Source organism: Chryseobacterium sp. KACC 21268 (genome assembly GCA_028736075.1).
Lineage (GTDB): Bacteria > Bacteroidota > Bacteroidia > Flavobacteriales > Weeksellaceae > Epilithonimonas.
In genome coordinates this window covers 747,827-766,644 of record CP117875.1, presented here as the reverse complement: position 1 = coordinate 766,644, position 18,818 = coordinate 747,827, and the positions used below count along the sequence as shown (strand labels likewise).

Below are 18,818 nucleotides of genomic sequence, written 5' to 3'. Positions count from 1 at the left end.
TTGCGGCATAAATCTTAAAGAAATGAAAAAGACTCTAATCGTTGCAATTTTACTTGCCGGTTTTTTCACTGCTTCTGCACAGGTTACTACCAGTAGTGTACAAGGTGTATTTGCAAATGCATCCGGCGGAACAGTAAAAGCAACCCACGTGCCTACAGGAACTGTTTACACAGGAACAGTTAATTCTTCAGGAAGTTTTACGATTTCGAACATGCGTGTTGGTGGTCCTTATACAATTGAGATCACGAAAGGTTCCGAGAAACCAATGATCTACGACGATGTTTACCTAGAATTAGGTCAACCTTTTGTTTTGAATGCTAATGCAAAAGATGGCGTTAAAACAACTGACATCGGAGAAGTGATCATTACTGGAACTGCAAAAACCAACACCAACAAGAGTGGTGCAGGTACCAACGTTGGACAAAAACAAATCCAGGAATTACCGCAAACATCTCGAAGCATCACAGAATTTACAAGACTTACACCTCAGGCAAATGGTAACTCATTTGCTGGTAGAGATGCGAGATACAACAACTTGCAGATTGATGGTGCCAACTTCAACAATGGATTTGGTTTGAGTTCAAACCCTATTCCTGGAGGTGGAGCTGTGCAACCAATTTCTTTGGATGCGATCCAAGAGATCTCTGTGAACATTGCACCTTTTGATATTACGCAGTCTGGTTTTACAGGAGCAGGTATCAATGCGGTAACAAAATCTGGTACCAACAAATTCCATGGTTCACTTTACGGTTATTACACTGGTAAGGAATTGACAGGTTGGAAAATCAATGGGGATAGATTAGAGCAAGTTTCTGGTGTGAAAATGACCAATGGTCTTACAGTAGGTGGACCAATTATCAAAAATAAATTATTCTTCTTCTTAAGTGCAGAAAGAGAGATTGCAACTGGTGCAAATGCTTCTGGTGCTAACCTTTGGAAAGCATCTCAGAACGGTGTTGCCGATGCTGCAAATAATATTACAAGAGTTAAAGAATCTGATCTAATTGCTGTGAGAAATCACTTGATTAATGTTTGGGGATATGACCCAGGAAGATATCAGGGGTATGCTGACGAAGCAGAACAAAAAGGTGATAAAATCCTAGCAAGAATCGACTGGAACATCAGTGATAAACACAAATTTGCTGTTCGCTACAACTATATGAAAGCGAATTCTATGCAAATTGCAAACGGAAATTCTGGTCCACAGCCAAGATCTGCTTTCAACCGTGTATCTGCGAACTCTATGACGTTTGAGAATGGTAACTATGGATTTGAAAATATCGTACAGTCTATCACTGCCGAGTTAAACTCAACTTTCAGTAGCAAACTTTCGAATAAATTCTTATTCACTTACTCTCAAATTCAGGATACAAGATCTACTCCTTCAGAAACATTATTCCCATTTGTTGATATTTGGGATGGTTCTACAACCGGAGGGAACTATATGAGTTTTGGAACTGAGTTGTTCTCTTATAAAAATGATGTAATCAACAACAACTACTCATTTACCAACAACCTTACTTACACAGCAGGAAAACACACAATTACTGGTGGAGCTGCTTTTGAAATTCAGAAATTCGGAAACTCATACACTCGTATGGGAACTGGATATTACAGATACAAATCTGTTGAAGATTTCTTATTAACAGGAACGCCTAACGAGGTTGCTCCAATTATGTACGGTTTAACATATCCTTACGCAGGACAAGAAACTTATGCTAGAGTTAATTTTGGACTAGCTTCAGCATATGTTCAAGATAAATTTAATGTGAGCGAGAAATTCAACTTCACCGTAGGTTTGAGAGCAGAGTTGCCATTGTACCTTAATGATTTGACGCCAAATCCATCTATCGACGCACTTACATTATTAGATGCTAAAGGAAATCCTAAGAATTATTCTTCTGGAGAATGGCCAAACTCAAAAGTAATGTTATCTCCTAGAGTTGGATTCAACTATGACGTTGCAGGAGACAGAAGTTTGATCATCCGTGGAGGAAGTGGTATTTTCACAGGACGTGTTCCTTTTGTATGGTTGACCAATATGCCAACAGGTGCCGGTGTACTGCAAAACACAATCGAACCAAATGGTTACGCAGCAGCAGCGCCATGGATTGGTCAGATTCGTTTTCAAACAGACCCTTACCACTACGTAAACAATCCTATCTATTACACTGCTAATAACGGAGCTCAGGTAACACCATTCATCTCTTCGCCAGCTGGAGGTGCGCCTTCTTCTTTCTCTTTGGTTGATCAGAATTTTAAAATGCCTTCTGTATGGAGATCAAGCTTAGGTATTGATTACAAAATTCCAAATTCAAAGGTGACATTCATCTCAGATTTCCTTTATACAAGAGATGTTAACTCTATCTTCCAGTTTGGAGCTAACAGAAAAGCTTCTACGCAGAGAATGACTTATGCAGACAGAGCTTATTATCCAGATGCAGCTTCATATCAGTACAACCCAGCCCTTGGTGCAAACAATGCTTATGTATTGACAAACACAGATAAAAAAGGATACTCATTCTCAGCAACTGGTGGATTCAACATCGCTCCTTGGAATGGTCTTTCTGGATCTGTTTTCTATACTTATTCACAAGCGAAAGAAGTATCAGCAAATGCTGGATCTAGTGCATCATCAGCTTGGGGAGGTTCGCCAACTATTGATTCTCCGAATGAAGAGATACTTCAATTATCCAACTATGCACTTCCGCACAGAGTGGTTGCAAATATTTCTTATAATATCAAGAATACAACAATTGGTATTTACTATTCTGGCTCTAGCCAAGGTAGATTCTCTTATTACTATTCCAATGACGTGAATGGTGATGGTATTGCAAATGACTTGATGTACATCCCAACTGTAGCACAAGGTGTAAAATTTGTTGACATCGTAGCAAGTGGACAAGTTCAATACACTGCTGCTCAACAGCAACAAGCTTTTGACCAGTTCATTGCAGATAATGGTCTTGAAAAATACAGAGGTCAGATTCTTCCAAGAAATGGATTCTTACTACCTTGGACAAACAGAGTTGACGTTCGTCTAAGCCAAACATTATTCAACAATATGGCTACAAAAGGAGATAAAGTTCAGATTACTTTAGATATCATCAACATTGGTAACTTGATTAATTCTGATTGGGGAATTCAGGACAATATGGTTAGTTCTTACGGAGCAGCTGTACTGGCAAAATCTGGAACAGCCGCATCTCCTGATCCAAACTTCACAATGTTACGTGATAATAATGAACTTCTTAAGAAACCTTACAGACCAGCTAGTTCTACATTTACTACTTGGAACATGATGTTAGGATTTAAATATTCTTTCTAAGTTTTTTAGATCATATTAAAAACCACAAAATCCCGGCTATCTGTCGGGATTTTTTTATCTTTGTCAATCAAAAATCTGAATATGGAAGTTTACAACATTCTTTTGCACGCTCACAAAGGTTTCGCTTATCTGGAACTTGCTTTGGTAGCTGCATTTTTAATTCTTCTGCTCGTGACAATGTTTGGTTACAGCGGCAATATTTCAAAAGCTTTACGCAAAGTGACATTGTTTACAATGATCTTCTTTCACGTTCAGTTTTTGCTCGGTATCATTATGCTGATCACCAACATTACAAAAGGTTTGGACATGGGCGCCGTGATGAAAAACGCTGACCTGAGATTCACGTATGTAGAACACCCTTTTTCTATGTTGATCGCAGCAGTACTGATGACCATCATCAACAAAAAATTAAAAACAGCCGACAAATTAACCATTAGACTGATGTCTTTAGGATTTGTGGCCATCGCACTTTTCGTGTTCGCTTTCCCTTGGGCAAGAGTATTCGGATAAAATATTATTAACAATTTTAATTAATTTAAAACAATGAAAGTAGCTGTAGTAGGCGCAACCGGAATGGTTGGACAAGTTATGCTGAGAGTTTTGGAAGAGAGAAATCTTCCTATCACCGAATTAATTCCTGTAGCATCAGAGAGATCTGTTGGTAACAAAGTCAAGTTCAAGGACAAGGAATTCACTATCGTTAGCATGGACGACGCTATTGCAGTCAAACCCGAGATCGCCATCTTTTCTGCTGGTGGTGATACTTCATTGGAATTTGCTCCTAAGTTTGCGGAAGTGGGAACAGTTGTGATTGATAATTCTTCAGCTTGGAGAATGGATCCCACCAAGAAATTGGTAGTTCCGGAAATCAACGCGAACGTCTTGACTAAGGAAGACAAGATCATCGCCAATCCAAATTGTTCTACAATCCAATTGGTAATGGTGCTTCACCCTTTGAATATTAAATATGATATCAAAAGAGTTGTAGTTTCCACTTATCAATCCGTTACAGGAACAGGAAAAGCTGCCGTAGATCAATTAAATTCTGAGATTAAAGGCGAAAGTCCTGAGAAAGTGTATCCTTATCAGATCTTCAAAAATGCTTTGCCTCATTGTGATGTTTTTTCTGATGACGATTACACGAAAGAAGAGATTAAATTGATGAAGGAGCCTAAGAAAATTTTGGGCGACGATACTTTCAATTTGACAGCAACAGCCGTAAGAGTTCCCGTACAAGGTGGACACTCCGAAAGCGTAAACATCGAATTCGAAAATGAATTTGATCTTGATGAAGTCAGAAAAATACTTTCTGAAACACCGGGCGTTACACTCCAGGACGATGTGAAAAACAACCACTACCCGATGCCTTTATATTCCGAAGGAAAAGATGATGTTTTTGTAGGAAGAATCCGCCGAGATCTCTCCCAGCCGAAAACCCTCAACCTCTGGATTGTGGCAGACAATCTCCGAAAAGGCGCTGCTACAAATGCAGTTCAGATCGCAGAATATCTGGTAGCAAACAACTTAGTTTAAACTAACAAAAATCAAAGAATCTTCGAAAACCTCGAAGATTCTTTTTTTAGCAATGGAAAACAGCAAAGAACAAAATTCCAGTATCGCATTTCAGAAGTGGATCGCAGCGGTTGGAATTATCCTTTTTATCGGTAAAATTATTGCGTGGAAACTGACGAACTCCGATTCTGTTTTCTCTGATGCAATGGAAAGTATTGTGAATGTCATCAGTGCATTTATGGGACTTTATGCCTTGTACCTTGGCGGGAAACCGCGGGATGAAAATCACCCGTATGGTCATGGAAAAGTTGAATTCGTGACCTCAGCCATAGAGGGTTCTTTAATTAGCATTGCTGGATTAATGATCATCTATGAAGGTACAAATAGTTTGCTGTCTGATAAAGTGCTCAACAAACTCGATTGGGGAATTTGGATTATTGCAGCAACTGCTGTTGCCAATTATGTCTTAGGCTATATCTCTATACGCAAAGGAATAGCGGAAAATTCTATTGTCTTAATATCTTCCGGCAAACACCTTCAATCTGACACTTTTTCTACATTAGGCGTTGTTGCCAGTTTGGTTTTGGTATATTTTACAAAGTTGATCTGGATAGATTCTGTTGTGGCTTTAGGCTTAGGAATCTACATTATTACAATCGGTTATAAGATTATCAGGCAATCGTTAAGTGGAATAATGGACGAGGCAGATCCTGCTATGCTGGGCAGATTGGCTGAGTTCCTAAATGAAAACCGGAAACCGGAATGGATCGATGTTCATAACATGAAGATCCAGCAATTTGGCAGCCGACTTCACATCGATGCACATATCACGTTGCCCTGGTATTTTGAATTGAGGACAGCGCACAACGAGATGGAAACTATGATCAAGGAAATTGCTGAAAATACAGATAGAACTGTAGAATTCAATTTCCATATGGACGACTGTAAACCACTTTCCTGTGCAATCTGTCAAATCGAAAATTGCCCTGTAAGACAACACAGATTTGTAAAAAAAATAGAATGGAACGGCGAAAATATTTCTCAGCCGGATAAACACACAGTTGAAAATTAATTAAGCTCTGTAATCTTTTTCCTGTAATAAAAGATAGGAACAATCAGTAGCAGGGTCAATGGCTGAATGACAAAGCGTCTGATATAAAATGAAAACAGATAGCCGAACTGAAACTTATCGTAGATGCACAAAAGGTAGATCGGGAACACGATCACAAAGATTAAAGTTATCAGTATTAGAGCTTGCTTTGTCCATTCTTTTTTTAAAAATAAAAAATGGATGATTAAAACGGAGAATAAAGTTGTCAGCACAAATCTGAAAAGATAAGAGATGATTAATTTCCCCCAATGAAAATCTGGCATAACAGCATTTTGGTCTGCAGATCTGAAGAACGCAAGAAATGGGTCATAAAAAATACCATCTTCTAATACCCGGATACCAATTAATCCCAGAACGCCTGTAAAAATCCAAAAATATCTAAGCGCATTGTGAAGCACTGAGACATTCCAAGTTGATTTGAAAATAACCATTTTACAAAAATTTAATAATTACTAAAAATCAATTCGTATTATTCTAACTGTATCAGCTGAATAAAACAAAAAGAACAATTTCTTAAAAGCGTAAATTTTTTATAAAATAAATCTTGGAATTCTGGATTCGGAATGATTCAAAAATTGGACATAGAAAGTCCATGAGGTGGAAATAAATTTATTTTTCATTTGTCTATGTGTGTGTTAGGTGGCAAAATTACAAAATAAAAGAAATACTAAAGTTTATTTTCTCTTAAAAAAAAATAATTTTTGTTAATTAAAACAAAAGACGAAATAATCGCTATTTCGTCTTTTGTAATTTTTATTGGTATTTTTTATTTTGATTCAGCTGCGGTTGACTCAACTTTTCTTTTTTTAAGTGCAAAAAATTGAATCCAAACGAGCCAGAGAATAATCACACCACCGTAGATGATTGCAGGAAAAATATAATCGTGACCAACTTTCTCGTACTTGGGATATTTGAGGTAGATAATATTCAGCAATGCGATTCTGGAAACGTTGAGAATGTGAAGAATAACTAGTCCTCCAAGAACAAACAAAAAGGTTTTGGCACCTTTATAAAAAGCAAAAATGAATGAGGAGAAAAGAATCGCCACGGATATCACATTGCAACCTTCTACCATCCTTGTTGTGAATTTCCCATTTGTTTGGAAAAGGATACTATGAAGCTTCAGATGGTCAACCAGAACAGTCGGATATCCTAACATATCCTGTAGAGAAGCCACTTGTACACCAACCCATCTTGTAAATGGATCAACCACATCGTTTTCATAACTGTTGAGGTAAAACTGATACAGCAACACGAAAACAATATATATTATTACGAATCGTAATAAAATCTTTAGAACCGGTAAAAAATCTTTCATCGATGCAAAATTACAATTTTTCATCTTTCAAATTCTATTATTAATTAACTTTGTCATATGCAGGAACATCAGGATTTTTTCGAGGATTTTTTAGGACACAAAACTGATTCTTTTACCACTCTTCCGCAAAGTGGATCATCCAGAATCAATCACATCGCTTCTTTCGAAGAGAAAAAGTACGTGGTCACATACAATGAAAACGCTCTTGAGAATGAAGCTTTTTTCTACTTTTCAAATTTGTTTGATGTATTGAATCTCAATACACCAAAGGTTTTGTTGATTAATGAAGAAAGAAACTTGTACGTTCAGGAATTCCTAGGGAATCAAACATTGTCAGAAGTGATTGCACAAGAAGGTTTATCCGGACGTGTAAAAGATCTGGTACAGAAAAGTTTGAAAGCGCTTTTTGAATTGCAAAGCAAGACATTGGGAAAGGTAGATTTCCGCAATAGCTTTGAATATGAAAGTTATGATGACCTGCCAATTACACACGATCTTTATTATTTTAAGAATTTCTTGATCGATGTTCTGGAAATCGAATATCATAAATCGACGCTGTTGAAAGAATTCAGGAAAATATCTGAAATCATTCAGAAGTTGGAGCCCAAGGTTTTGATGATCCGTGATTTCCAATCCAGGAATATTTTGGTGAATGAGAATGATGAGGTTTTCTTCATTGATTATCAGTCTGCGATGGAAGGACCGGCTGGTTACGATGTGATCTCCTTTCTTTATCAAGCGAAAGCAAATTTCCCAACTGATTTTAAGGAAGAAATGCTGGATTATTATTTAGCATTCTGGGAAAATGAGGCTGACAGAGGAGCTTTGAAGGAATCTTTCAATTGGATGAAGATGATGCGTTTTCTGCAGGTTTTGGGTGCTTATGGATTCCGTGGCTTGATCCAGAGAAAATCGCACTTTTTGGCCAGTCTTTTCCAGGGTATTGAGAATATTTCTGAGCTGAATCAAACCTGGAATCAGATTTCCCAAAACTTCCCGGAGTTGTACTTTCTAATTCTGAGATTGAAAAGTCCAGAAGTACAATCCAAAATCGAGGATTTGATCATTGATTAAAATGCTGTATGATCATAAAATTCTTTTTTTTTAATTTCATTGATGTAAACAAGTTCATTGATAGATTTTTTTTAGTTCGAAGGAATGACAAAAGGAGAATTAATTTACTTATTTTAATTGAAGTTGAAATCCCTAGCCCCGATTGCAGCGGTTACCCCACAGCAGGCGTTGGGAAAAGCGATGGCGCGAGGAGTAATAGCGGAAAGCGGGAAATAGCTCCTAAAATAATGAGTTGGAGTGTTTAAGCATTTGAGAGTTTTACAATTCTTTTTAAGTTTATAAAATAAAAAACCTCAGAAATGGATTCTGAGGTTTTTTCTGAATATTTTCAGTCTCTCTAATTATTTAATACACTTAATCTGTCTTCTCTTACAACTCGCTTAGCGAATCTGAATTTTGGTCCCCAATAGTTGTCATCCAATGATGAAACCATCACGCCTTTTGATGTTGCTGCGTGGATGAATTTGATCTGTCCGTCTGCCGTAACCTCTTCTACGATCCCAACGTGTGAGATTCTTCTTCCATGTGAGAAGAATACCAAATCTCCTTTTTGTAATTCGCTTCTGTCTACAGAATCGCCTTCTTGTGACTGGTCTGCTGCAACTCTCGGAAGATCCATGCCAGCTGCTGCTCCAAATACGGACAACACGAATGCTGAACAATCTATTCCGCTTCTGGAAGTCCCTCCGTATCTGTAAGGAGTTCCTAGGTAACTTTCAGCTTCGGATAAGATGTTATCGATGGTGTTGCTGTGTCTGATGGCATTTTCAATGGCCGATCTTTTGATCACGTCGTTCGTATTAGCGATTGCTGCTAAGACTTGTTGACCTTTGTTGTTGTTAGAATTATTAGTAACTGCTTTAACATTTACGGATGCAAACTTGGCATCGCTTTTGTATGTTTGTGTATTAGAAACCACATAGTTGGAAACGCAAGATTGCAGTGAAAAGAATGTGGCTACAAATAAGAAATAAACTAGAACTCTTTTCTTCATATATATTTAATTATTTGTTAAACTTGTAATGGTTTTTTGTGATTGCATAGCAAATTTAGCCATTACCATCGGAAGGGTCTCCCAATTCAAACTGGGCAACCGTCGGTTTAACATATTTTAACAGTCTTACGCAGAATGTTAAAGAAAAACAAAGCGCAAAGCCTTTATTTAGACTTTGCGCTTTTATTTTTAGTTAAGATACTTTAACGTTTTCGAGTTTGTCTATCTCGTAAATAACAATTCTCTATACTTGGTCATTGGCCAAAGTTCATCATCCACCATCATTTCCAACGCGTCAGAAGCGTCTCTGATGTTGTCGAAAAGAGGCTTCACAACGTTGCAATATTCTTCGGCTTGCTCCTGACCTCCTGCAGTGTTTTTAGCTTTTTCTTTTGCTGAAAGTAATGAATCAACACCAAGTTTGATTTGAGAAACATTGCCAGAAATATCAGAGATCAAACTCAATTGCTCTTTTGCTAAAGTTTTGAATTCTTTCTCGCTGAAGATCTCTTTCAATCCTTTAACGTTCTCGATCAATCTATTTTGATAGTTAAGGGCTGCTGGAATGATGTGGTTTCTTGCGATGTCTGCCAAAACTCTAGCTTCGATATCGATCACAGTAGAATATTTCTCCAATTTGATCTCGTTTCTAGCTTCGAACTCTCTGTGAGAATAGATTCCTAATTCTTCATAAAGATCAACGAATTTTTTCTCCATCTCCTGCTTCAAAGCTTCAGGCGTTGTTTTAAGATTGTTCAAGCCTCTTTTCTTAGCTTCTTGTGCCCAGTCGTCAGAATAACCATCACCTTCGAACATAATGCTCTTGGATTGCTTGATGTATTCTCTAAGGATATTGAAAATCGCCTCATCTTTCTTAAGACCAGTCTCGATCAAAGCATCCACTTCAGTTTTGAAAGTTCTCAATTGTTTTGCAGCGATCACGTTCATTACAGTCATTACTTCCGCACAGTTTGCAGATGAGCCTACCGCTCTGATCTCGAATTTGTTTCCTGTGAAGGCAAAAGGAGACGTTCTGTTTCTGTCGGTATTATCCAAAAGGATCTCAGGGATTTTACCAACAACATTCAGTTTTAATTCTGTTTTTTCTTCTGGAGATAATTTTCCGTCCGTTACTTTTTCCAATTCCTCAAGAACTCTGAATAACTGACTTCCGATGAAAGCAGAGATAATTGCTGGTGGCGCCTCATTAGCTCCCAATCTGTGATCATTGCTTGCAGATGCGATAGATGCTCTCAACAAATCAGCATAATCGTGAACAGCTTTCAAAGTGTTCACAAAGAAAGTAAGGAACTGAAGATTTTTCTTTGGATTTTTTCCTGGACTTAATAGGTTTTCACCTGTATCTGTTGCCAAAGACCAGTTGTTATGTTTTCCACTTCCGTTGACTCCGGCAAATGGTTTTTCGTGAAATAAAATATGGAAGTGGTGCTTGTGAGCAATTCTTGCCATAATATCCATTAATAATGAATTGTGGTCAACTGCAACGTTCGCTTCTTCAAACATCGGTGCCAACTCGAATTGGTTTGGAGCTACCTCATTGTGTCTTGTAGTTACGGGAATTCCCAACTTCATACATTCGATTTCAAGTTCTTTCATAAAATTAAGAACTCTCGTAGGAATCGAACCAAAATAATGGTCATCTAATTGCTGCCCTTTTGCAGGAGAATGTCCAAGCAAAGTTTTTCCTGTCAAAACCAGATCCGGACGTGACTGGAACAAAGCTGTATCGACCAAGAAATATTCCTGCTCCCAACCAAGTGTTGGAGAAACTTTGGTCACATTTTTATCAAAATAAGCTTTACAAACATCTGTTGCTGCTTCATCAACAGCATTCAACGCTCTTAATAAAGGTGCTTTATAATCTAAAGTTTCACCAGTGTAAGAAATAAAGATAGAAGGAATACAAAGTGTAGTTCCCATAATGAAAGCTGGCGAAGTTGGGTCCCAAGCGGTATAACCTCTCGCTTCAAAAGTATTTCTGATGCCTCCATTCGGGAAAGAAGAAGCATCTGGCTCCTGCTGGATCAACATTCCACCACTGAATCTCTCGATCGCTCTACCACCTTCAATTGGTGTGAAGAAAGAATCGTGTTTCTCTGCAGTGGCTCCTGTCAAAGGCTGAAACCAGTGCGTGTAGTGTGTTACACCTTTTGATAACGCCCAATCTTTCATAGCAACAGCTACCTGATCAGCGATGTGTCTTTGGATTTTTGTTCCTTTTTTAGACGCTTCCATTAGCAGTTGGAAAGCATCTTTTGTAAGATATTCTCTCATTGTTTCTTCAGAGAATACGTTTTGACAAAACAATTCGGATAGTTTTGCAGGAACTTCTACGAAATTATCTCTTCTGTAATTTCTGAAAGGAAGCTCGGCTAAGGCTTTAAATCTTAATGTTGACATAAAATTTTGTTGTTTTAAACGTGGCAAATTTACAAAAAATATAAATTCAAAATAAAATACCCCTTAAAAATTACAGCTGTTTTTATTTGATTTAAATTTTAAATCACAATCCACCCCTTCTAAATTAACACTCATTGAGTTAAAAATAAAAAATACTATGTTTTATTATTGTTATCGAAATATGAATAAAATTTATTTAAGAATCATTTCTCAGTATTAGGTAGAAATATTAATTTTAAGACCAATTGCAGATTTACAAAATACGTAATCAAACAACTGAAAATCAATAAATTAATTATTTAAATTAAATTTCGTAACTTCGCAGACTTTTATAAAAATTTTAATATATGGCAAATTCAAGAGCAAGAGAAACCACAGAGGCTATCGAAAGATTATATGTGTCTATGCGACACTTATTTTACAGAGGATTTTTCAAACCTTCAGGTGTTTCGGGCGAATCATTAAGAAAACTCTTAATGGTCATCAATCCTGAGATCTACGGAAGTATGAGCATTCCCAACAAGATAGAGCTGGACGGTTTACTTTATGTTCTTGACCGTCTTCCGGAAGGCATCGAGGAATGTTCTTTCATTCATTTAACTTCCGACGAAGGTTTTGACAAAGGAAGTTTTGAACCGATCGTTCCGAAGAAAAGACGTAGAAATTGCTACAGAATCGACGAACACCAGATGAACATCGAAGTTCTATTGGGACGTTCCGAGATCTACGATATTTTGACTCACCTTACCTTCTTATATCTGGAAGCTGACAAAATCAGAAACATCGGTTTTGACCTAAGCGAAGATGGAAGACCAAGACGCATCTGGAAAATCATTGAAGAAGTTGCAAAAGGCGAGAAAAAACACAGCCGAAAAGAAAAAGAAGTCGCATTGATCCATCTTTCTTCTTTCTTAGGAAGAACCTTTGATGAAACTCTGAACGCATATAACAGCTTCGGTGATGACAACAATCCAGACCGTTTGTTCAAGATCATCTATTGGTTAGGACAAGTGAGTTTGACCGATTGGAAAGAAGTAAGTGAAAGAGAGATCTATTTTTCATCAATATTACAAGAAAGAGTTGGCCACCACCTTTTCGGAGAGAAATGGGCAAACAAGATCAAGCAGGTTTTGGTAGAGAACAATCTTCATATGCGTCCGCTTCACATCATCAGTGCGAATATGCACTCGGTGAAGAATATGCTTTTTGCCAACGATGCACTAAGTAAAAAAGGAACGAAAGAAGTTGATTACAAACTGTTTGCAGACATTAGTAATAAAAAAGACCTTCAAACCAAAGTTCTAGACCACGCCTTAAAAGAAGGAATGATCTACATCGATGATCACAGCGGAAGTAATATTGATGTTCAAATCATCGACCTTGCTAAGACTGAACTAAAGAATTCGGTTTTCGCGGGACAGAAATTCAAAGGTGACGATGTGATCTTAGTTTTCGATTATGCTTTTGGAGAACAAGCTTTTGAGGTGATGGACGAATTGCTTAGACCTTATGAAGTCAACGGGGAAGTTTATATGATGAAAGTGAAATCCGTTTCAATTATGGGAAAAGCCGGAATCTTGACTGGCGGAAAAGGCGACATTATGATTCCAACTTCTCACATCTTCGAAGGAACGGCAGACAATTATACATTCGAGAATGCTTTGAAGCTGGAAGATTTCCAAGATGATGAAGTGAAAGCTTTTGAAGGACCAATGGTGACCGTTTTGGGCACATCGCTTCAGAACAAAGATATTTTGTCTTACTTTATGACAACTTCCTGGAAAGCAATCGGACTGGAAATGGAAGGCGCGCATTACCAGAAAGCCATTCAGGTAGCGAGCAAAATCCGTCATCACATTTCTCCTGATCTATTCGTGATGTACGCTTATTACGCTTCGGATAATCCTTTGGAAACAGGAAGTACACTATCTTCCGGCGGACTTGGATTGACAGGTGTAAAGCCGACTTATATGATCACTCATAAAATTATCGAGAAAATTCTTGAACAGAAATAAAAATTGAAAGCCTCCAACATCGGAGGCTTTTTTTATATAAAATGTGCAACTGTATAAATGATCAACCCAACCAGACCACCAACAATAGTTCCGTTAATACGAATAAACTGAAGGTCTTTCCCTACTTCCAATTCTAGCTTTCTGCTGAGTTCTTTTCCTTCCCAATTCCCAACAGTTGTGCTGATCAACTCGCCGAAACCTTTGGTGTTTTTCAGAATGTATTTGTAAGCGGTCAATCGCACCCAGCTATCAATTCGGTTTTGGAATTGCTCATCGTTTTGAAGATTGGACACAAACTCGTCCAGATTTTTTTTGATGTAAGATTTGAGTTTGGAATCCTGATCCGTCAATTCTGTTATTAAAGATGATTTTAAAGATTGCCAGATGTCATTGGAATATTGATTCAGTTTTTCGCCTTGCAGAAACTCAGATTTTATGGTTTCAAATTCCGATTCCCACTTTGGTTCTTCTTTCAATTCTTTTGAAAATTCGAAAATCTTGTTTGTGATTTCCGTTCTCAAGGGATGCTTCAAATCCTCTTCCACTTCTCGGAAATAATCACTCAGACCTTTGGTGATCTTTTCTGATATTTTGGAATCCACCGATCTTGGAATGAAGAAGAAACTTTCCCTTTCCACGCGTTCTGTAACCAGTTGCTGATTTTCCAGAATGTAATTTTTGATTTGAGAACTAAGTCCAGTGATCAATCTTTGATGGTCGTTTTTATTAAGGATATATTCGATTCCATTTCCGATGATTGAATTGAGTTTGATCGAATTCGCCATTTCCTCTGCTTTGTTCGTAATGAATTTTACGACGGTCTCATCATCCAATTTATTGATGATATTAATTAAAATCGATGACAATTCATTGATCAAAACAGTTTGATTTCTCTCTTTTGAAAGCCATTCGCCAGCGTAAACCGAAACTTTTAGTTTTTGAATATAAGGTCTGATATTTTGAGGCGAAAGAAAATTTTCAACCACAAAATTTCCAAGGTTATCGCCAATCTTTTCTTTAGAATTCTCGATCAAATTGGTGTGCGGAATTTTGATTCCCAAAGGATAATTGAAAAGCGCTGTCACCGCAAACCAATCTGCCAAAGCCCCAACCATCGCCGCTTCGGAAAAAGCCCGAATGTAACCGATCCAATGCGAAGGATTTTGCTTTTGAAGAATTGTCATTGCCACAAAGACCACTGCCATCAAGATAAATAATCCTGTAGCCAGCATTTTGTGGTTGCGAAGTTGTTGTTTTTTTAAGTCATCATTCATAAGATCAGGAAAAAATCGAAAATCATTCCAAACAAATTTATCGATATTTGAGTAAAATAAATTTATTTTTACATTAAAGTATTTTGCGATGTTGAAAAAGCCTTTGAATATATTTCTTTTAGTAATTGCCGGAATCATCCTGACCATTTACATTTTCGGTTACAATTATCTTTTCAAAGGTGTCAGACTCACTTATCTCAGAGGAGAATCCAGTTCCACAATCGATGACGGACAATATTTCTCATCAAAAAAAATTTCCAGAGGCAACCCAAAACCTTGGCCTGCAGAGATTAATTATAATAAAAAAACTTTGTCACCAGAATTGGAAAAACATCTGAAAGAGACGGAATCGGTTTCCTTCTTGGTGATCCAGCACGGTAAACTTTTGCAGGAGCATTATTGGGATGGATATAAAAAAAACACGGCCAGCAACTCTTTCTCTATGGCAAAAGCAGTGAGTGTTTTGTTACTGGGAAAGGCAATAGATGATGGAAGAATTATGGGAATAAATCAAAAATTTTCTGACTTCTACCCCGACTTTTCTGAAAAAGAATTCGGTAACAATCTCACCTTACAAAATCTTGCCTCGATGGAAGCAGGCCTGGATTGGAAAGAAGATTATAAAGATCCCTTCTCACCCAATGCTGCTGCTTATTATGGATTCTCTTTGGCCGATGTGGTTTTTCCAAAAAAGTTCAAGCAAAATCCTGGAGAAAAATTTGAATACCAAAGTGGCGCAACCCAACTTCTAGGATTTGCTGTTGGCAGAGCCGTGGGAATGCCGCTTGCGTCGTACGCTTCCGCAAAACTCTGGAAGCCACTCGGGATGGAACAAAACGCAGAATGGTCTACAGATAATCTTGGAATAGAGAAATCCTTCTGCTGCATCCAGTCCAACGCCCGCGATTTTGCCAAATTGGGCTTTCTGCTCCTTAATAAAGGGAAATTTGAAAATATACCTTTGATCGATGAAAAATTTGTGAGCCAAATGATCACACCTACTGCAAACTCAAACGGCGTATATGGTTTGGGCGTCTGGACCAATTATGATTCGGCAATCCATCATTATTATCTGCGTGGACTTTACGGACAATACGTGATTGTAGTTCCGGAATATGATATGATCATCGTAAGACTAGGAAATAAGGAAGGCGCACAAACTGATTCCAAAAATCGTCCTGCGGAGGTTGAATTTTACATTAAAGAAGCCTTGAAAATGGTTTCGAGAACTTAATCTGTATCATAATCCAATAGCGCAAAAACGCTCAGAAGAATGCTGCTTCTCAGTTTCTGTTCCGCTTCCTTCATGTATTGGGTTTCGTTTGTTGCCGGAATATACAGTTCGTAGAAATTTCTATTTCTAATGACAAAAAGTGTAGAACCAATGATCATTGTCAAAACATCTTCCGACTTGGGAGCATTATGAAAAACGCCAGAAACAATTCCTTTCTTTACAATGTCATCTATCCTTGCCACACAGATCTGGTAAAACTCCAGCAGATCATCTTTCACATTATCCTGAGTTCTGATTTCCTGTGTTACAAAACCGTGGAAATAGCTGTATTTGAAAAGTAAGGAAACAATATAATTGATGATTTCCTTCATCTGCATCTCAGGTTTCCCTTCCTTGATGGTCTGTGCGAATTCAGAAAAACTTTCTTTCGTTCTTTGGACCCTGTACTGATACAGGTAAGACATCATCTTTTCCTTAGACCCAAAGTAATAAGAAATCATTGCCACATTGATGTTAGCTTTAGTGCAGATATCGCGCACAGAAGTCCCATCAAAGCCTTTTTTGGCGATTAATTCCTCTGCTACATCCAGAATATTGATTTGTTTTTCTGTAAATTTTTTTCTCATATCCCTTGAAAGATCTTATGTAAAATTAACATTTTTTTTAATTAATTAACATATAATTTACAATCATTTTTAAATAGTAAATCTCAGTAGGGAAATCTGTCTTCGAACAAGTTTTTGTTGGTTACTAATCCATATCATGAAAAACTTTATTTCATATCTTTGATTATGGACTTTTTAGATTTTCATCATCATAAACCTCAGCAAATTGGTATTTACAATGTAAATCTGAACGAAAATGTCTCTGCTGAAAGATATTCTGCAGGACTGCATCCGAAAGATATTAGTGAAACGTGGAAATCAGACTTTGAAAAAATCAAAAAAATTTCCCTTTCTGAAAACTGCCTTGCTATTGGCGAATGTGGACTGGATGGTTTGATCTCCGTGGATGAGAAACTTCAACATGAGATTTTCCAGGCTCACATCTCCTGGGCAGAAGAGATTGGAAAACCGATCATTGTTCATTGTGTAAGAAGATTTTCTCAGCTTTTACATTATAAAAATACTAAAGTCCCTATAATCATTCACGGATTTAATAAGAAAGAAAATATTGCAAAAGAACTTCTGGGCGCTGGCTTTCATTTGAGTTTTGGATATGCAGCATTAGAAAACTTATCTTTGCAAAACATAATTAAAAACATTCCCATTCAAAAATTGTTCTTGGAAACAGACGATGCAGATTTTGAGATCATAAAGCTTTATGAAAAAGTGTCTGAAATCAAATCTATTTCTCTGGAAAACTTAAAAGATCAAATGTGGGAAAACTTAAATAATATTGTTAAAAATGGATAAGTTTTGGCTGGAACGCACTGAATTATTGATAAAAGAAGAAGGAATAGAAAAACTTCAAAACGCAAAGGTTTTGGTTGTAGGTTTGGGTGGTGTTGGCTCTTTCGCTGCAGAATTTTTAGCGAGAGCTGGCGTTGGAAAAATGGTAATTGTAGATGGTGACGTTGTGGACATTACCAATATCAATCGCCAGTTACCCGCGCTTCATTCTACAATTGGACAGCACAAAGTTGAGTTGGTTGGTGACCGCTTGATGGACATTAATCCAAAACTTGACCTTACCAAACTTAACGAGTTTTTGGAACCTGAAAGAATGAATGAACTCATTAAATCAGAAAAATTTGATTATGTTTTGGATTGTATCGATTCCCTCACTCCAAAGATTGCACTGATTATCGCTTGCCGAAGAAGTAAAACCAAACTTGTTTCATCTATGGGTGCCGGAGGAAAATCTGACCCGAGCAAAGTGATGGTCCGTGACATCCATAAAACCAATAATTGTCTGCTGGCAAGGCAAGTGAGAAAGCGCCTGAAGAAAGAGAAAATTGATAAAGGTTTCCGTTGTGTCTTTTCTACTGAGTTGCAAGATGAGGAAAGTCTTAAAATGACAGACGGAACTAACTTTAAACGTTCTTTCTACGGAACCATCAGCTTTATCCCGGCCATTTTTGGATTGTATGCAGCTGCGGAAGTGATTAATTACTTAACTGGAAAAGAATAATTTTTTCCGATGCCAGAAAACACCTTCCCCACCCACGAAAAACTGAAAAGAAAATCAGAGATCGACCATCTTTTTAAGAAGGGGAAATGGCTGACTGTTGACAATATCCGTGTCATTCACATCAAATCTTCTGAGAGTTTTTCTGTTCCAAGTCATAGAGTGGGTGTTTCCGTCGGCAAGAAATTTTTCAAGAGGGCAGTGGACAGAAACCGGATAAAGCGATTACTGAGAGAATCTTACCGATTAAACAAAGCAAAATATATGGAGGCTTTTGGAGAACGTTCTATTGCGATGATTTTCTGGACTTCCAAAGAAATGCCGAAGAGTTTCTCTGTAGTGGAAACTCAATTTCTGAATCTCTGCAAAAAGAAATCTGAATAAGATCTTGATTTAATTTGTAATTT

The 18,818-nt window shown here is 37.5% G+C and carries 16 protein-coding genes; 10 read left to right on the top strand and 6 right to left on the bottom strand.

Going from position 1 to position 18,818, the window contains the following annotated elements; all coding sequences use genetic code 11:
* Nucleotides 1-22: 22 nt before the first annotated feature.
* The 4 genes from PQ459_03650 to PQ459_03635 all read left to right on the top strand — a co-directional run bounded on the left by PQ459_03650 (nucleotide 23) and on the right by PQ459_03635 (nucleotide 5,912).
* Nucleotides 23-3,328, top strand: a complete 3,306-nt coding sequence (locus tag PQ459_03650; GenBank protein ID WDF47588.1) for a cell envelope biogenesis protein OmpA — start codon at nucleotides 23-25, stop codon at nucleotides 3,326-3,328.
* A gap of 81 nt (nucleotides 3,329-3,409) precedes the next feature.
* Entirely contained in the window at nucleotides 3,410-3,838 is a 429-nt protein-coding gene (locus tag PQ459_03645; GenBank protein ID WDF47587.1) for a hypothetical protein, read from the top strand.
* Between the two features lie 33 nt (nucleotides 3,839-3,871).
* A complete protein-coding gene (locus PQ459_03640; GenBank protein WDF47586.1) occupies nucleotides 3,872-4,861 on the top strand; it encodes an aspartate-semialdehyde dehydrogenase in 990 nt (329 codons plus the stop codon).
* 52 nt (nucleotides 4,862-4,913) lie between these two features.
* Nucleotides 4,914-5,912, top strand: coding sequence for a cation diffusion facilitator family transporter (locus PQ459_03635; protein WDF47585.1), 999 nt, complete (start codon nucleotides 4,914-4,916; stop codon nucleotides 5,910-5,912).
* On the opposite strand, the gene PQ459_03630 is transcribed toward PQ459_03635, so the two are convergent.
* Both PQ459_03630 and xrtF read right to left on the bottom strand, forming a co-directional pair.
* The gene (locus PQ459_03630; protein ID WDF47584.1) at nucleotides 5,909-6,382 is read right to left on the bottom strand and encodes an exosortase F system-associated protein; all 474 of its coding nucleotides are present in this window, start codon (nucleotides 6,380-6,382) and stop codon (nucleotides 5,909-5,911) included. The genes PQ459_03635 and PQ459_03630 overlap by 4 nt on opposite strands.
* 335 nt (nucleotides 6,383-6,717) lie before the next feature.
* The gene (xrtF, locus tag PQ459_03625; protein ID WDF47583.1) at nucleotides 6,718-7,269 is read right to left on the bottom strand and encodes an exosortase family protein XrtF; all 552 of its coding nucleotides are present in this window, start codon (nucleotides 7,267-7,269) and stop codon (nucleotides 6,718-6,720) included.
* A gap of 57 nt (nucleotides 7,270-7,326) precedes the next feature.
* Here xrtF and PQ459_03620 point away from each other — a divergent pair, with 57 nt between their 5' ends.
* A complete protein-coding gene (locus tag PQ459_03620) occupies nucleotides 7,327-8,343 on the top strand; it encodes a phosphotransferase (GenBank protein WDF47582.1) in 1,017 nt (338 codons plus the stop codon).
* Nucleotides 8,344-8,680: 337 nt separating this feature from the next.
* On the opposite strand, the gene PQ459_03615 is transcribed toward PQ459_03620, so the two are convergent.
* Nucleotides 8,681-9,337, bottom strand: coding sequence for an NlpC/P60 family protein (locus tag PQ459_03615; GenBank protein WDF47581.1), 657 nt, complete (start codon nucleotides 9,335-9,337; stop codon nucleotides 8,681-8,683).
* A gap of 222 nt (nucleotides 9,338-9,559) precedes the next feature.
* The gene (locus PQ459_03610; GenBank protein ID WDF47580.1) at nucleotides 9,560-11,758 is read right to left on the bottom strand and encodes a glutamine synthetase III; all 2,199 of its coding nucleotides are present in this window, start codon (nucleotides 11,756-11,758) and stop codon (nucleotides 9,560-9,562) included.
* A 347-nt stretch (nucleotides 11,759-12,105) separates the two neighbouring features.
* Between PQ459_03610 and PQ459_03605 the strand changes: the two genes are divergently transcribed.
* The gene (locus tag PQ459_03605; protein WDF47579.1) at nucleotides 12,106-13,773 is read left to right on the top strand and encodes a hypothetical protein; all 1,668 of its coding nucleotides are present in this window, start codon (nucleotides 12,106-12,108) and stop codon (nucleotides 13,771-13,773) included.
* Between the two features lie 32 nt (nucleotides 13,774-13,805).
* Here the strand turns inward: PQ459_03605 and PQ459_03600 are convergent, their stop codons facing one another.
* Nucleotides 13,806-15,047 carry a DUF445 domain-containing protein gene (locus tag PQ459_03600; protein ID WDF47578.1) on the bottom strand — a complete coding sequence of 414 codons (1,242 nt, stop codon included), beginning with the start codon at nucleotides 15,045-15,047 and terminating at the stop codon, nucleotides 13,806-13,808.
* Between the two features lie 88 nt (nucleotides 15,048-15,135).
* Here PQ459_03600 and PQ459_03595 point away from each other — a divergent pair, with 88 nt between their 5' ends.
* Nucleotides 15,136-16,281, top strand: coding sequence for a serine hydrolase (locus PQ459_03595; GenBank protein ID WDF47577.1), 1,146 nt, complete (start codon nucleotides 15,136-15,138; stop codon nucleotides 16,279-16,281).
* On the opposite strand, the gene PQ459_03590 is transcribed toward PQ459_03595, so the two are convergent.
* A complete protein-coding gene (locus tag PQ459_03590; GenBank protein ID WDF47576.1) occupies nucleotides 16,278-16,907 on the bottom strand; it encodes a TetR family transcriptional regulator in 630 nt (209 codons plus the stop codon). The two genes, PQ459_03595 and PQ459_03590, sit on opposite strands and share 4 nt — an antisense overlap.
* 165 nt (nucleotides 16,908-17,072) lie before the next feature.
* Here PQ459_03590 and PQ459_03585 point away from each other — a divergent pair, with 165 nt between their 5' ends.
* From PQ459_03585 to rnpA, 3 genes are read left to right on the top strand one after another with little or no spacing between them, the layout of a single operon-like run.
* The gene (locus PQ459_03585) at nucleotides 17,073-17,696 is read left to right on the top strand and encodes a TatD family hydrolase (protein ID WDF47575.1); all 624 of its coding nucleotides are present in this window, start codon (nucleotides 17,073-17,075) and stop codon (nucleotides 17,694-17,696) included.
* A complete protein-coding gene (locus tag PQ459_03580; GenBank protein ID WDF47574.1) occupies nucleotides 17,689-18,414 on the top strand; it encodes a tRNA threonylcarbamoyladenosine dehydratase in 726 nt (241 codons plus the stop codon). Before PQ459_03585 ends, PQ459_03580 begins: the two co-directional genes overlap by 8 nt.
* 9 nt (nucleotides 18,415-18,423) lie before the next feature.
* Nucleotides 18,424-18,795: a ribonuclease P protein component gene (gene rnpA / locus PQ459_03575; GenBank protein ID WDF47573.1), complete on the top strand. Its 372-nt coding sequence runs from the start codon at nucleotides 18,424-18,426 to the stop codon at nucleotides 18,793-18,795.
* Nucleotides 18,796-18,818 lie beyond the last annotated feature (23 nt).